Here is a 14,702-nt window from a genome sequence, read left to right as displayed (position 1 = left end):
CCCCTGCCCGTTCTGTGCGGGTGCCCAGGGGCGGGCGAACCGGAGAGATTACAGATTCCGCAGCGCGGCGACTACCGCATCGCCCATTTCGCGGGTTCCGACCTTCTTGCAGCCTTCGGACCAGATGTCGCCGGTGCGCAGGCCCTGGTCGAGCACCTGGCTCACCGCCTTCTCGATGGCGTCCGCCGCGGCGCCCTGGTTGAAGCTGTAGCGCAGCATCATGGACACCGAGAGGATGGTCGCCAGCGGGTTGGCGATGCCCTGCCCGGCGATGTCCGGCGCCGAGCCGTGGCACGGCTCGTACATGCCCTTGTTGTTCGCATCCAGGGACGCTGAAGGCAGCATGCCGATGGAACCGGTGAGCATGGAAGCCTCATCCGACAGGATGTCGCCGAACATGTTGTCGGTGACCATCACGTCGAACTGCTTGGGCGCGCGCACCAGCTGCATGGCGGCGTTGTCGACGTACATGTGGCTCAGCTCGATGTCCGGGTAGTCCTTGGCCACTTCTTCGACGATCTCGCGCCACAGCTGGCTGGAGGCCAGGACGTTGGCCTTGTCCACCGAACACAGCTTCTTGCCGCGCACGCGGGCCATGTCGAAGCCGACGCGGGCGATGCGGCGGATCTCGCTCTCGCTGTACGGCAGGGTGTCGTAGGACTGGCGCTCGCCGTTCTCCAGCTCGCGGGTGCCGCGCGGGGCGCCGAAGTAGATGCCGCCGGTCAGCTCGCGGACGATGAGGATGTCCAGGCCGGCGACGATTTCCGGTTTCAGGCTGGAGGCGTCGGCCAGTTGCGGGTAGAGGATGGCCGGGCGCAGGTTGGCGAACAGGCCCAGTTGCGAACGGATCTTCAGCAGGCCGCGCTCGGGGCGGATGTCGCGCTCGATCCTGTCCCACTTCGGCCCGCCCACGGCGCCCAGCAGCACGGCGTCGGCCTTGCGCGCGCGCTCCAGGGTCTCGTCGGCCAGCGGCACGCCGTGCTTGTCGATGGCGGCGCCGCCGATGACGTCCTCGGTCAGCTCGAAGCCCAGCTGGAATTTATCGTTGGCCAGCTGCAGGACCTTGACCGCCTCGGCCATGATTTCCGGGCCGATACCGTCGCCGGGGAGAACCAGAATCTGTTTGCTCATCACTTTCTTCCTTCGGAATAGGTAAAAGGCTGCAGGCGCTTGTTGTCGCCTGCAGCTCGTCGCTTGCAGCCGTTACTTGTTCGCCCAGAGCACCAGCACGTCGGTGCTGAAGGAACCCTCGGCGTCGATCTCGAAATATTCGCGCACCTCAATGCCCACGGAAAGCTGCAGGGCGCGGATGGCCTGGCGCATCACCTCCGGCGTGCGCATGCGCTCGACCCAGGAGGTGAACTCCAGGCGCAGGCGCTGGCGGCTGCACGCGGTGACCGCCAGGCCCGCCTCGCCGACCAGGCGCGCCCACTCGGACGGCGAATAGTCGCGCACGTGGCTGGTGTCGCGCAGCACTTCCACCGCTTGCAGGTGGGTGTCCAGCAGCGGCAGCCCGGGGGCCGCCACGTCGATGAAGCAGGCCACGCCGCCCGGCTTCAGCACCCGGCGCACTTCGCGCAGGGCCTGGCCGACGTCGCGCCAGTGGTGCGCCGAGTAGCGGCTGAAGACGAAGTCGAACTCGCCGTCCTCGAACGGCAGGCGCTCGGCCACGCCCTGGCGCGTGCGGATGTTGTCCAGGCCACGCTCGGCGGCGGCCGAGGCCACCACGGCGAGCATCTGCTCGGAGAGGTCGTAGGCCACCACTTCGCCGGCCAGCGGCGCGACATGGAAGCTGACGTGCCCCGCTCCGCAACCCAGGTCCAGCACGCGGGCGCCGCTGCTCGCCGACAGTCGCTCGCGCAGCTGGGCGAACTCTTCGCCCTGGGCATGCACGGCGCTGTTCAGGTAAGCGTTGGCCTGGGCGCCGAACTGGCGCTCGACCACGGCTTCGTGGCGACTCTGGGTCATGACGTTCTCCTCGCGGGGTAGTGCGACGCCATTCAGGCGTCGCGGAACAACCAGGGCTGGCGCTGCCTGTAGCCGGCCTCGAAGTCGCGGATGGCGTCCGCGTCCTGCAGCGTCAGGCCGATGTCGTCCAGGCCGTTGAGCAGGCAGTGCTTGCGGAAGGCGTCCACTTCGAAGCGGTACTGCTTGCCGTCCGGGCGGGTCACGGTCTGCGCGGCGAGGTCGACGGTCAGTTGGTAGCCCTCGGTGGCCTCGCACTGCTGGAAGAGTTCGTCGACTTCCTCGTCCTTCAGGATGATCGGCAGCAGGCCGTTCTTGAAGCTGTTGTTGAAGAAGATGTCGGCGAAGCTCGGCGCGATCACCGTGCGGAAGCCGTACTCGTCCAGCGCCCACGGAGCGTGCTCGCGGGAGGAGCCACAGCCGAAGTTCTCGCGGGCCAGGAGCACGCTGGCGCCCTGGTAGCGCGGGAAGTTCAGCACGAAGTCCTTGTTCACCGGGCGCTTGGAGTTGTCCTGGTTCAGCTGGCCGACGTCCAGGTAGCGCCACTCGTCGAACAGGTTGGGGCCGAAGCCGGTGCGCTTGATCGACTTGAGGAATTGCTTGGGAATGATCTGGTCGGTGTCGACGTTGGCGCGGTCGAGCGGCGCGACGAGACCGGTGTGCTGGGTAAAGGCTTTCATGTTCGGTCTCCTCAGGCCTGCATCAATTCACGGACGTCGATGAAGCGGCCGGTCACCGCGGCGGCGGCGGCCATGGCCGGGCTCACCAGGTGGGTACGGCCACCGGCGCCCTGGCGGCCCTCGAAGTTGCGGTTGGAGGTGGACGCGCAGTGCTCGCCGCTCTCCAGGCGGTCCGGGTTCATCGCCAGGCACATGGAGCAGCCCGGTTCACGCCACTCGAAGCCGGCCTCGATAAAAATCTTGTCCAGCCCTTCCCGCTCGGCCTGCGCCTTGACCAGGCCCGAGCCCGGCACCACCAGCGCCTGCTTGACGCTGGAGGCGACCTTGCGGCCCTTGGCCACGGCGGCGGCGGCGCGCAGGTCTTCGATCCGCGAGTTGGTGCAGGAGCCGATGAACACGCGGTCCAGCTGAATGTCGGTGATCGCCTGGTTGGCGTTCAGGCCCATGTACTTGAGGGCGCGGACGATGGAGTCGCGCTTGACCGGGTCGGCCTCGACGGCCGGGTCCGGCACGTTCTGGTCGACGGCCAGGACCATTTCCGGCGAGGTACCCCAGCTGACCTGCGGCTTGATGTCCTCGGCGCGCAACTCGACGATGGTGTCGAAGTGGGCGTCTTCATCGGACACGAGGTCCGACCAAGCTTCCACGGCCTTGTCCCAGTCGCTGCCCTGGGGCGCGAACGGGCGGCCCTTGACGTACTCGATGGTCTTCTCGTCCACCGCCACCATGCCCACGCGGGCACCGGCCTCGATGGACATGTTGCAGATGGTCATGCGGCCTTCCATGGACAGGTCGCGGATGGCGCTGCCGGCGAATTCCAGGGCATGGCCGTTGCCGCCGGCGGTGCCGATCTTGCCGATCACCGCGAGGACGATGTCCTTGGCGGTCACGCCGAAGGGCAGCTTGCCCTCCACGCGCACCTGCATGTTCTTCATCTTCTTGGCCACCAGGCACTGGGTGGCGAGCACGTGCTCGACCTCGGAGGTGCCAATGCCGTGGGCCAGCGCGCCGAAGGCGCCGTGGGTGGAGGTGTGCGAGTCGCCGCAGACCACGGTCATGCCCGGCAGGGTCGCGCCCTGCTCCGGGCCGACCACGTGGACGATGCCCTGGCGCACGTCGTTCATCTTGAATTCGAGGATGCCGAAGTCGTCGCAGTTCTCGTCCAAGGTCTTGACCTGGATGCGCGAGACTTCGTCGGCGATGGCTTCGAGGCCGCCCTGGCGTTCGGCGCGGGTGGTCGGCACGTTGTGGTCCGGGGTGGCGATGTTGGCGTCGATGCGCCACGGCTTGCGGCCGGCCAGGCGCAGGCCTTCGAAGGCCTGCGGCGAGGTCACTTCGTGGAGGATGTGGCGGTCGATGTAGATCAGCGACGAGCCATCATCGCGGCGCTTCACCTCGTGCAGTTCCCAGAGTTTGTCGTAGAGCGTCTTGCCGGCCATCAGAGATTCCTCATCAGCGTATTTCTATGCCCCTTGGGCTTGTGGGGATGATGCTATGGTCTGTCGACGAATAACTCAAATTCATATTTTTTATTCAAAGGATTCCCAAATGGAATCCACCAGCTATAAGCTTCAAGCCACAAGCTGCAAGCGAACGCCGCAGCTTTTTTCTTGAAGCTTGCGGCTTGCCGCTTGGAGCTCCAAAAAATGGACCTGACCAGCCTCAACACCTTCCTCGCCATCGCCGAGTCCGGCAGCTTTTCCGAAGCCGGCGAGCGCCTGCACCTGACCCAGCCGGCGGTGAGCAAGCGCATCGCCGCCCTGGAAAGCCAGCTCGGCGTGCGCCTGTTCGACCGCGTCGGCCGCGAGGTGAGCCTGACCGAAGCCGGCCGCGCCCTGCTGCCGCGCGCCTACCAGATCCTCAACGTGCTGGACGACACACGCCGCGCGCTGACCAACCTCAGCGGCGAGGTCAGCGGCCGCCTGGTGCTCGCCACCAGCCACCACATCGGCCTGCACCGCCTGCCGCCGCTGCTGCGCGCCTTTACCCGGGCGCACCCGCAGGTGGCGCTGGACATCCAGTTCCTCGATTCGGAAGTGGCTTACGAGGAGATTCTCCACGGTCGCGCCGAGCTGGCGGTGATCACCCTGGCCCCGGAAACCGCCGAGCCGGTGCGCGCGGTGCCGGTGTGGGACGACCCGCTGGACTTCGTCGCCGCCCCCGAGCACCCGCTGGCCATGCAGGGCCCGGTGTTCCTCGCCGACGTGGCGCGGCACCCGGCGGTGTTCCCCGGCGGCAACACCTTCACCCACCACATCGTGCGGCGCATGTTCGAGGCCGAGGGGCTGACGCCGAACATCGGCATGAGCACCAACTATATGGAGACCATCAAGATGATGGTCTCCATCGGCCTGGCCTGGAGCGTGCTGCCGCGCACCATGCTCGACGAGACCGTCGTGCGCCTGCCGCTGCAGGACATCCAGCTCAGCCGCCAACTGGGCTACATCCTGCACACCGAGCGCACCCTGTCCAACGCCGCGCGGGCCTTCATGGCCCTGCTCGACGCCCAGGCGGTGGCGCCCATGGCCTGCGTGGTCTGAACCGGCGGAAAAGAAAAAGGCGCCTTTCGGCGCCTTTTTCATGGCTGGGTCATCAACCCTCCAGCGCCGGGCGCTGGCCGTTGATGGCGATCCGCTTGGGCTTAGCCTCTTCCGGGACGATGCGCACCAGCTCGACGCTCAGCAGGCCGTTCTTCAGCGATGCGCCGCGGACCTCGATGTGGTCGGCGAGGCGGAAGGACAGCTTGAAGGCGCGCTGGGCGATGCCCTGGTGCAGGTAGGTGACGTCGCTGGCAGCCTTCTCGCGCTTGCCGCCGCTAACGGTCAGCACATCGCGCTCCACTTGCAGCTCCAGGTCTTCTTCCTGCAGGCCGGCGGCGGCGACGACGATGCGGTACTGGTCGTCACCGTGCTTCTCGACGTTGTAGGGCGGGTAGGAACTGCCGTTCTCGCTGCGCAACGCCGATTCGAAGAGGTCGTTGAAACGATCGAAGCCGATCGACTGGCGGAACAGCGGGGCAAGAGAAAGTACGTTGCTCATGGCGAATCTCCTGAATAATCAGCAAGGTCATTGGTGGAGCCTGTCTGCAGGACTCCGGAAGCGGGACCCGGTTTCGGCCTCCCGCACGGATACAGATAGGGTCGCCTCGCAGCCTTTCAAGACCACTCGTCGAAGGAACAGCCACATGCGCAAAGTCATGCTGATCACCGGCGCCAGCCGCGGCATAGGGGCCGCCACCGCGCTGCTCGCCGCCGAACGCGGCTATGCCGTCGCCATCAACTATCACCGCCAGCGCGAAGCCGCCGACGGGCTGGTACGGCGCATCCGCGACGCCGGTGGCCAGGCCGAGGCCTTCGCCGCGGACGTCGCCTGCGAAGAGGAAGTGGTGAAGCTGTTCCGGGAACTGGACCGGGCCTTCGGCCGCCTCGACGTGCTGGTGAACAATGCCGGCATGCTGGAACGCCAGATGCGCCTGGAAGACATGGACGCGGCGCGCCTGCAGCGGGTGTTCGCGGTCAACGTCACCGGCAGCTTCCTCTGCGCTCGCGAGGCGGTGCGGCGCATGGCGAAATCCCATGGCGGCGCGGGCGGCAGCATCGTCAATGTGTCGTCCATGGCCTCGCGCCTGGGCTCGCCCAACGAGTACATCGACTACGCCGCGGCCAAGGGCGCCATCGACAGCATGACCATCGGCCTGGCCAAGGAAGTCGCCGCCGAGGGCATCCGCGTGAACGCCGTGCGACCGGGGCTGATCGACACGGAAATCCACGCCAGCGGCGGCGAGCCAGGGCGCGTGGAGCGGCTGAAGAGCGCCATTCCGCTGGGCCGTGGCGGGGAACCGGAGGAAGTGGCGCGGGCGATCCTGTTCCTGGCCGGGGAGGAGTCGAGCTACAGCACCGGGACATTCGTCGATGTCAGTGGCGGGCGGTAGGGCGGGTAAACGTCATGCCTCACGGCGAACTGTAAGCGGGCCCTGCCCGCGATTCGCGCGCAGGGCGCGCTCCTACAGGGGGGGATGACATCGGCGCTCGGGCTTTCCCCTCACCCCAGCCCTCTCCCGGAGGGAGAGGGGGCTAGTCCGTGCCGAGAGGAGGCCTGGTTTCAGCCGGCGATCCCTGTGCTAGCCGGCCAATGCAGAAACACCAATGCACTCCGAACACTCCCACTCCCCCTGGGAGAGAGTCAGTCCGTGCCGAGAGAAGCCCTGGTTTCAGCCGGCGGTCCCTGTGCTAGCCGGCTAACGCTGAAACACCAACGTACTCCGAACGGCCCCCTCTCCCTCCGGGAGAGGGCTGGGGTGAGGGGGCCGCAGGCCTGCTCGCTCGATTCCGTGCCCCTACACGCTCCGTGAGGCACCGCATTTCCCCCCCCGCACCTACATGGGAATGACGTGGGCGGGGCGGCGTAGCGAACCTTGTCCGCGATAGCCGGAACCACCGGCACGATTCGCGGATAGGATCCGCTCCTACGCCGCCCCACCCGCACCATTCCATGTAGGAGCGCGCCCTGCGCGCGAAATCGCGGGCAGGGCCCGCTCCTACGAAGAGCACCGGCGCAACCCTCCCTACGCGGCTTCTTCCACCTCGACCTGCAGCAACCGGTCGATCAGCTCGCAGTCGCTCTCGCGGCGGATCTGCGCGAACAGCTCCAACGCCTCGGGGTAGCTGCGGGTGAGCATGCCCAGCCACTGCTTCAGGCGCCCCGGCGCGTAGCGCGGCGCCAGCTTGCGCCGGGCCTGGCGCCAGAAGTCGTCGAGCAGCACGCGCACTTCGTGCCAGGGCATCGGCCGCACTTCCCGGCCCTCGCGCCAGGCGGCTATCTGCCGGGCCAGGTCGGGGCGCGAGACCAGGCCGCGGCCCAGCATGATGTCGTCGACGCCGCTGATGGCGCGGCAGCGCAGGTAGTCGTCGAGGTTCCAGACCTCGCCGTTGGCGAATACCGGCACCTTCACCGCGTCCGCCACCTTCGCCACCCACTCCCAGTGCGCCGGCGGCTTGTAGCCGTCGACCTTGGTCCGCGCGTGGACCACCACGTGGGCGGAACCGCCGTCGGCCAGGGCGCGGGCGCAATCCAGCGCGCCGTCCGGGGACTCGTAGCCCAGGCGCATCTTCGAGGTCACCGGGATCTGCGCCGGCACCGCGCGGCGCACGGCTTCGACGATGGCGAACATCAGCTCCGGCTCCTTGAGCAGCACGGCCCCACCGCGGGACTTGTTCACCGTCTTCGCCGGGCAGCCGAAGTTCAGGTCGATCACCGGGGCGCCCAGCTCGCAGGCGTAGGCGGCGTTTTCCGCCAGACACTGCGGGTCGGAACCGAGGAACTGCACGCGCATCGGCGTGCCGGCGCGGGTGCGGCTGCCGTGCAGCAGCTCCGGCGCCAGCTTCTCGTAGGTGGCCAGCGGATGCAGGCGGTCGGTGACGCGGATGAACTCGGTGACGCACCAGTCGATGCCGCCGACGCGGGTCAGCACGTCGCGGAGGATTTCGTCGACCAGCCCCTCCATCGGGGCCAGGGCAATTTGCACGGCGGGGAACCTTTACTGTCGAAGGCGGCGAATTCTAGGGGGACTCGCCGCCCGCGCAAAGTGCCGTCAGGCCGGCGCGGCGCCGAGCAGCGCGCGGCCGTAGCCTTCGATGAACTCCACCGGCATGCGCTTGGGCCGGCCGCTGGACAGTTCGATGCAGACGAAAGTGGTGCGTGCGCGCAGCAGGGTCACGCCGTCGGCCGGGCGCACCAGTTGGAAGCGGCGGTCCATGCGCAGCTTCTGGTCGGACTCGACGATCCAGGTGGCCATCTGCAGTTCCTCGCCCTCGTAGGCGGCAGCAAGGTAGTCGATTTCGTGGCGCACCACCGCCATGGCGCGGTCGAGCCGGCGGTATTCGGCCAGGTCCAGGCCCAGGCGCTGCGAATGGCGCCAGGCGCAGCGCTCCAGCCAGCTCACGTAGACGGCGTTGTTGGCGTGGCCGAGGCCGTCGATGTCCTCGGCGTTCACGCTGATGTCGATGACGAAGGGGTCGGGCAGGTCCCAGGCCATGCGCTTGCTCCAGTCCGGGGCCGGGTCCGAGGACCCGGCCGCATGTTCGAAGCCGGCAGTTTACAGGGCTCGGCGGCGTCCCGCCCCTCCCCTGTCGTCAGGAGGCCAGCGCCATGGGCAGCAGATACTGCTCTTCCTGGCCTTCCAGCAGCGCCAGCACGGCGTCGCTCAGGCGCGGGTCGGCCAGCACGCGCTGGTGGCCGCCGCCTTCCAGGCGCAACAGGCGGCTGCGCGGCCAGGCCGCATGGATGTCCTGCGCATCTGCCACTGGCACTTGCGGGTCATCCTCGGCGTGCACCACCAGCCCGGGCATATTCAGCGTGTAGCGGCTGACGTCCAGTTGCGCCGCCGGCATGCCGGTGTAGGCCTCGACCTGACGGATGAAGCGGTGCCTCGCCTCGGCCGGCAGTCCCATGAAGCCGGCGAAGCGACGCAGCACGGAGATGACCCGGCTCGGCGCGGCAATGCTGACCAGCGCCTCGGTGCGCAGCCCCATCTGCGTCGCCAGCAGGGCGCTGGCGCCGCCCATGGAATGGCCGATCACCGCGCGCAGCGGCGGCAACTCGCTGGCCGCTTCCAGCAAGGCACGGGCGAACAGCAGCGGATGGGCCTCACGCCCCGGCGAACGGCCATGGGCCGGGCCATCCAGCGCCACCACGGCGTAGCCGGCGCCGACCAGCTCGCGAATCAGGTGGGCGAACTGCGTCGGCCGCCCTTCCCAGCCGTGCATCAGCAGCACCGCCGGCCCCTCGCCCCAACGCAGCGCGGAGAGGCCGAAGCGCAGGGTGATGCGCTCGGAACTGGCCAGCAGCGGCAACTCCCAGTCGCGCGGCTGCAGAGCCCGCGGCGTCATGAAGACTTCACGCGTGCGTCGCGCCGCCCATTCCGGCGCCACACGCCCCAGGGTGGCGTTAACGCCACGGATCCAGGTCAAGCTGCTCATTGCCAGGCCCTCCTTCGAGGTCTCAATCCACCGCTTTCTTGGCGGCACGCAGGACACGGTCGGACAGGTCGCTCGGGCCCAGGGCCCGCGCCAATGCCAGTCCACCCACCATCAGGGCGATGTCGGCGAGCACGGTGTCGGCGTCCTCGGGACGCTCGGCCAGCTCGGCGACCATGAGTTCGAGGTGTTCGGCCAGGGCTTCGTGGAAGCTCTCCGGCAGTTGCGCCATGTCGCCCAGGGAACTGGGGATGGGGCAGCCCGGCTCCTCGCTGTCGCGGTGCCTGCGCGACAGGTAGAAGGCCGCGACCAGTTGCCGGCGCTCGCTGAACGGCATGTCCGGGTCGAAGTGCTTGAGCTTGGCCCGGCGCGAAGACAGCAGGTGGCGGAAGGCCTCCAGCATCAGCGCATCCTTGCTCTGGAAGTGCGCGTAGAAGCCGCCGACGGTCAGCCCGGCGGCGCCCATCACCTCGGCCACGCTCGGCTCCAGCGGGCCGCGGCGGACCAGAGCATCGGCGGCCGCGCAAAGAATGCGCTCACGGGTCTGGGCCTTCTTCTCACCCAGGCCTTTTTCGTTGCTGCCGGTCTTCGGGTTCATGACGCGCTCCAAAAATATTATGAGTGAAATATTATGCTCATAATAAAAATCGGCAAGCGGCGATGGCGACCGCTGGTCGGGCGAGAAGATTTTCGAAAGGGGAAAAAACAAAAGGCCACTCGAAAATTGAGTGGCCCTATAGGCCCCGCAGAGCGGGAAAATTGGCGTCCCCTAGGGGACTCGAACCCCTGTTACCGCCGTGAAAGGGCGGTGTCCTAGGCCACTAGACGAAGGGGACGTATCCTTCGAGGAAATCCGCGCCTGGCGGACTCTGGCGATTTGGTGGAGCTAGACGGGATCGAACCGTCGACCTCTTGCATGCCATGCAAGCGCTCTCCCAGCTGAGCTATAGCCCCAGATGACTCTGGCGGACGACGCGAACGCATCGTCGCTGGAATAAGTGGCGTCCCCTAGGGGACTCGAACCCCTGTTACCGCCGTGAAAGGGCGGTGTCCTAGGCCACTAGACGAAGGGGACGCAAACCTTCGATTTTCGGCTCCGCCCCGAAGCGGCGAAACCTACTGGTAATTTGGTGGAGCTAGACGGGATCGAACCGTCGACCTCTTGCATGCCATGCAAGCGCTCTCCCAGCTGAGCTATAGCCCCAAAGTACCGCTACATCTACCGTTCCGCTTCGCCCTGTCGTTCAGTTCGTCGCTGGAACGGGGCGCATCTTAGGGGCGGGAGGTAACCCTGTCAACAAGAATTTTCGACTTTTTTAAATTTTTTCTCCCAAAGAACAATCACTTAGCAAAGGAGCCCGGTTCCCCTCCCCTGCGCCGTGGCTTCAGCCCCTTAAGCCGCGGCCCGGCCACAGGGATTATGGACATGAAAAAGGCCGGGCGCCCGGAGGCGGCCGGCCTTTTGTCAGGCGGGATCCGTCAGCCGGCGATGGCGTCGCGGATCTTCTCCCACTCCTTGGCTTCCTTCTTCGACGCCCCGCCCAGCAGTTCCAGGGCCTGGCGCAGGCGATAGCGCGACAGGTCGGCGCCGAGGATTTCCATGGCGTCGAGCACCGACACCGAGCTGGCGTGGCCGGTGATGGCAGGGAACATCAGCGGCATGACGTCGCGCAGCTTCAGGCCCAGGTGTTCGGCGACGGCCTGGATGGTCGCGGTGATGCGCTCCTTCTCCCACTGGCGCAGCGCTTCGAGCTTCCACAGCACCAGTTGCAGGACCTGGCGCACCTGGGTGGCGTCGAGCTTCTTGTGCTCGAACAGCTTGGCGTCCAGCGGCACGCCGCCGCTGAAGAAGAAGCCGGCCAGCGGGGCGATCTGGCTGAAGTTCTCCACCCGGCCCTGCACGTGGGGGGCGATCTTCATCAGGTACTCGGGGTTGAGCGCCCACTTCTGCACTTCGCGGGCGAACTCCTCCACCGACTGCTCGCGGATCCACTGGCCGTTCAGCCAGGACAGCTTCTCCATGTCGAAGATCGGCCCGCCGAGGGACACGCGCGACAGATCGAAGTTGTCGATCATCTCCTGCAGGCTGAACTTCTCGCGCTCGTCGGGCATCGACCAGCCCATGCGGCCCAGGTAGTTCAGCAGTGCCTGGGGCAGGAAGCCCATGCGCTCGTAGAAGGTGATGGAGGTGGGGTTCTTGCGCTTGGACAGCTTGCTCTTGTCCGGGTTGCGCAGCAGCGGCATGTAACAGAGCACCGGCTGCTCCCAGCCGAAGTACTCGTACAGCTTGATCAGCTTGGGCGCCGAGGGCAGCCACTCTTCGCCGCGCAGCACATGGGTGATGCCCATCAGGTGGTCGTCGACCACGTTGGCCAGGAAGTAGGTGGGCAGGCCGTCGGCCTTCATCAGCACCTGCATGTCCATGCGGTCCCACGGAATCTCGACGTCGCCGCGGAGCATGTCCGGAACCACGCAGACGCCTTCGGTCGGCACCTTCATGCGCACCACGTGGGATTCGCCGGCGGCGATGCGGCGCTGCGACTCCTCTTTGGGCAGGTGCATGCAGTGGCCGTCGTAGCGCGGGGTTTCCTTGCGCGCCTGCTGCTCGGCGCGGATGGCGTCCAGGCGCTCGGCAGAGCAGAAGCAGGGGAAGGCATGGCCCTTCTCCACCAGCTCGTCGCTGTACCGCTTGTAGATGGCGCCGCGCTCGCTCTGCCGGTACGGGCCGTGCGGGCCGCCGACGTCCGGGCCTTCGTCCCATTCGATGCCCAGCCAGCGCAGGGCGTCGAAGATCTGCTGTTCCGACTCGCGGGTGGAACGCACCTGATCGGTGTCCTCGATGCGCAGGATGAACTTGCCGCCGTGCTGGCGGGCGAAGCACAGGTTGAACAGCGCGATGTAGGCGGTGCCGACGTGCGGGTCGCCGGTGGGGGACGGCGCGATGCGGGTGCGGACAGTGGTCATGAAAGCTCTCGTGAAAACCGGAATGAAAGATGCGGACCGCGGCCCGCATTCATGGGTGCGATGTTATCAGGCGCGCCGCCCCCGGCTCCAGCCGATGGGCTTCGTCGATGGGCAGGCGGTGGATCAGGTAGTCGAGGAAGGTCTTCACCTTCATTGCCTGGAAGCGCCGCGAGGGATAGACCGCATAGAGCTCGCCGATGGGCAGTTGCACCTCCGGCAGCAGGCGCTCCAGGCGGCCGCTTTCCAGCGCCACGTCGACGATCAGTTCCGGCAGCGAGGCGATGCCCGCCCCGGCCAGCACCGCCTCGCGGGCGAAGGAGATATTGTTGCAGGACAGCACGCGCTGGCAGGGCACGCTCTCGTTCAGCAGCGGCCAGTAGCGCTGCGAATCCTGCGCCAGCAACACCGCGCGGTGCCGCGCCAGGTCCTCGACGTGCAGCGGCCGCCCGTGCTGCTGCAGGTAGCCGGGGCTGGCGCACAGGCAGCGGCTGGTCACCAGCAGGCGACGGGCGATCAGCGTCGAGTCCTCCGGCTGGCCGACGGTGATGGCGATGTCCACGCCCTCCTCCAGCGGATCGACGGTGCGCGAGCTGAGCTCCACTTCCGCGGTGATCTGCGGATAAAGACGCATGAAATCGCCGAGCACCTCGGCCAGGTACAGCTGGCCGAACTCGATGGGCGCGGTGATCCGCAGCAGGCCCGAAGGCTCCTGCTGCAACTGCATCACCGCCTGCTCGGCCTCGGCGAAGTCGAGCATGATCTGCCGGCAGCGGTCGTAGTAGGCCTGCCCCACCTCGGTCAGGCGCAGCTTGCGCGTGGTGCGGTTGAGCAGACGCACGCCCAGGCGCTCTTCCAGCAGCGCGATGCGCCGGCTGACCGTGGACTTCTGCATGCCCAGGCTGTGGGCGGCCTGGGTGAAACTGTGGAACTCCACGACCCGGGTGAAGATCAGCGCATCATCCAGCCCCATTATTGTTCCTTATAAACAACAAAGTTTCCGAATTGTAGCGACTGCGCCCCGGCCGGGAACACTGTTACATTGGCGGGAAAAATTCTGCCAAACAAACGCTCGTTTATCATGCCCGCACAATTGAAACGCCGCCTGAGCATCTTCTTCGTCATTTTCTGCCTGGTCGCCCTGGCGTTCCTGGGCCGCTGGTACTTCATCGGCCGCTTCCAGGAAACCACCGACAACGCCTACGTCCAGGGCGAGATCACCCGCATCGCCAGCCAGTTGGGCGCGCGCATCGACCAGGTGCTGGTCACCGACAACCAGCACGTGGAAAAAGGCCAGTTGCTGGTCAAGCTGGAAGATGCCGACTTCCGCCTGGCCCTGGACCGCGCCAAAGCAGCCCTCGCCACCCACGAGGCGGAGTTGGCCCAGGCGCGCAGCAAGCTCAAGGGCCAGGGCAGCATGATCGCCGCCAGCGAGGCCGACCTGAACGCCACCCAGGCCACCTTCGGCCGTACCCAGATCGACCTCAACCGCGCCCAGACCCTGCGCAAGCCCGGCTACGTTTCCGAGGAGCGCGTCACCACCCTGACCGCCGATTCCCACGTGGCCCGCTCGCAGGTGGCCAAGGCCCAGGCCGACCTGCAGGCCCAGCGCATCCAGATCGACGCCCTGAATGCCGACATCAAGCGCCTGCAGGCGCAGATCGACGCCTCCCGGGCGGAGATCGCCCAGGCCGAGATCAACCTGGCGCGCACCGAGATCCGCGCGCCCGTCGCCGGCCTGGTCGGCCAGCGCAGCGCGCGGGTGGGCCAGTACGTGCAGGTCGGCAGCCAGCTGCTGGCGCTGGTGCCCGACGAAGGCATCTGGGTGCAGGCCAACTTCAAGGAAACCCAGGTCGGCCACATGCGCCCCGGGCAGAAGGCCCGGCTGGTCCTCGACAGCTTCCCCGACACGCCCATCGAAGGCTGCGTGGACAGCCTCTTCGCCGCCTCCGGCGCCCAGTTCAGCCTGCTGCCGCCGGACAACGCCACCGGCAACTTCACCAAGGTGGTGCAACGCATCCCGGTGAAGATCACCTTCGCCGCCGACAACCCGCTCAAGGGCCTGATCCGCCCGGGCATGTCGGTCGAGGCCGAGGTGCAGCTCGGTGAGCGCTGACGTCCT

14 protein-coding genes and 4 tRNA genes are annotated in these 14,702 nt (G+C 67.0%); 3 read left to right on the top strand and 15 right to left on the bottom strand.

Annotated features, from left to right (window positions below; translation table 11 throughout):
* Positions 1-48 precede the first annotated feature (48 nt).
* The 4 genes from leuB to leuC all read right to left on the bottom strand — a co-directional run bounded on the left by leuB (position 49) and on the right by leuC (position 4,084).
* Complete coding sequence (gene leuB, locus RN02_RS05690; protein WP_043313532.1) at positions 49-1,131, bottom strand: 3-isopropylmalate dehydrogenase; 1,083 nt, start codon at positions 1,129-1,131, stop codon at positions 49-51.
* A 72-nt stretch (positions 1,132-1,203) separates the two neighbouring features.
* Positions 1,204-1,968 carry a class I SAM-dependent methyltransferase gene (locus tag RN02_RS05685; protein ID WP_043313529.1) on the bottom strand — a complete coding sequence of 255 codons (765 nt, stop codon included), beginning with the start codon at positions 1,966-1,968 and terminating at the stop codon, positions 1,204-1,206.
* A gap of 32 nt (positions 1,969-2,000) precedes the next feature.
* A complete protein-coding gene (gene leuD / locus RN02_RS05680) occupies positions 2,001-2,645 on the bottom strand; it encodes a 3-isopropylmalate dehydratase small subunit (RefSeq protein WP_043313528.1) in 645 nt (214 codons plus the stop codon).
* An 11-nt stretch (positions 2,646-2,656) separates the two neighbouring features.
* A complete protein-coding gene (leuC, locus tag RN02_RS05675) occupies positions 2,657-4,084 on the bottom strand; it encodes a 3-isopropylmalate dehydratase large subunit (protein ID WP_043313527.1) in 1,428 nt (475 codons plus the stop codon).
* A 207-nt stretch (positions 4,085-4,291) separates the two neighbouring features.
* Between leuC and RN02_RS05670 the strand changes: the two genes are divergently transcribed.
* Positions 4,292-5,185 carry a LysR family transcriptional regulator gene (locus RN02_RS05670; protein WP_043267485.1) on the top strand — a complete coding sequence of 298 codons (894 nt, stop codon included), beginning with the start codon at positions 4,292-4,294 and terminating at the stop codon, positions 5,183-5,185.
* A gap of 52 nt (positions 5,186-5,237) precedes the next feature.
* Here the strand turns inward: RN02_RS05670 and RN02_RS05665 are convergent, their stop codons facing one another.
* Positions 5,238-5,684, bottom strand: coding sequence for an Hsp20 family protein (locus RN02_RS05665; RefSeq protein ID WP_043313526.1), 447 nt, complete (start codon positions 5,682-5,684; stop codon positions 5,238-5,240).
* A 145-nt stretch (positions 5,685-5,829) separates the two neighbouring features.
* Between RN02_RS05665 and RN02_RS05660 the strand changes: the two genes are divergently transcribed.
* Positions 5,830-6,576 carry an SDR family oxidoreductase gene (locus RN02_RS05660; RefSeq protein WP_043267487.1) on the top strand — a complete coding sequence of 249 codons (747 nt, stop codon included), beginning with the start codon at positions 5,830-5,832 and terminating at the stop codon, positions 6,574-6,576.
* A gap of 633 nt (positions 6,577-7,209) precedes the next feature.
* On the opposite strand, the gene RN02_RS05655 is transcribed toward RN02_RS05660, so the two are convergent.
* The 10 genes from RN02_RS05655 to RN02_RS05610 form a co-directional block, all read right to left on the bottom strand.
* Positions 7,210-8,169 carry a tRNA dihydrouridine synthase gene (locus RN02_RS05655; RefSeq protein WP_043313524.1) on the bottom strand — a complete coding sequence of 320 codons (960 nt, stop codon included), beginning with the start codon at positions 8,167-8,169 and terminating at the stop codon, positions 7,210-7,212.
* A 66-nt stretch (positions 8,170-8,235) separates the two neighbouring features.
* Positions 8,236-8,679, bottom strand: a complete 444-nt coding sequence (locus RN02_RS05650) for an acyl-CoA thioesterase (protein WP_043267492.1) — start codon at positions 8,677-8,679, stop codon at positions 8,236-8,238.
* 97 nt (positions 8,680-8,776) lie between these two features.
* Positions 8,777-9,622, bottom strand: a complete 846-nt coding sequence (locus RN02_RS05645) for an alpha/beta fold hydrolase (protein ID WP_043313523.1) — start codon at positions 9,620-9,622, stop codon at positions 8,777-8,779.
* A 22-nt stretch (positions 9,623-9,644) separates the two neighbouring features.
* Positions 9,645-10,184: a TetR/AcrR family transcriptional regulator gene (locus RN02_RS05640; RefSeq protein WP_043313613.1), complete on the bottom strand. Its 540-nt coding sequence runs from the start codon at positions 10,182-10,184 to the stop codon at positions 9,645-9,647.
* A gap of 195 nt (positions 10,185-10,379) precedes the next feature.
* Positions 10,380-10,455: transfer RNA gene (locus RN02_RS05635), tRNA-Glu, on the bottom strand.
* Positions 10,456-10,497: 42 nt separating this feature from the next.
* A tRNA-Ala gene (locus RN02_RS05630) sits at positions 10,498-10,573 on the bottom strand.
* 45 nt (positions 10,574-10,618) lie between these two features.
* A tRNA-Glu gene (locus RN02_RS05625) sits at positions 10,619-10,694 on the bottom strand.
* A gap of 53 nt (positions 10,695-10,747) precedes the next feature.
* Positions 10,748-10,823: transfer RNA gene (locus tag RN02_RS05620), tRNA-Ala, on the bottom strand.
* Between the two features lie 275 nt (positions 10,824-11,098).
* On the bottom strand, positions 11,099-12,583 hold the full coding sequence (gene gltX, locus RN02_RS05615; RefSeq protein WP_009621034.1) for a glutamate--tRNA ligase: 1,485 nt from the start codon (positions 12,581-12,583) through the stop codon (positions 11,099-11,101).
* 49 nt (positions 12,584-12,632) lie between these two features.
* Positions 12,633-13,553, bottom strand: a complete 921-nt coding sequence (locus tag RN02_RS05610) for a LysR family transcriptional regulator (protein ID WP_009621033.1) — start codon at positions 13,551-13,553, stop codon at positions 12,633-12,635.
* 108 nt (positions 13,554-13,661) lie between these two features.
* Between RN02_RS05610 and RN02_RS05605 the strand changes: the two genes are divergently transcribed.
* Positions 13,662-14,696 (top strand): HlyD family secretion protein, encoded by a 1,035-nt coding sequence (locus tag RN02_RS05605; protein ID WP_043313521.1) that lies wholly within the window; start codon positions 13,662-13,664, stop codon positions 14,694-14,696.
* Positions 14,697-14,702 lie beyond the last annotated feature (6 nt).

Origin of the sequence: Pseudomonas sp. PI1, from assembly GCF_000812405.1 — a bacterium.
In the GTDB taxonomy this organism is placed as follows: Bacteria; Pseudomonadota; Gammaproteobacteria; order Pseudomonadales; family Pseudomonadaceae; genus Pseudomonas; species Pseudomonas citronellolis.
Note: the sequence above shows the minus strand (reverse complement) of the source record. Positions and strands in the feature narration are given on the sequence as shown.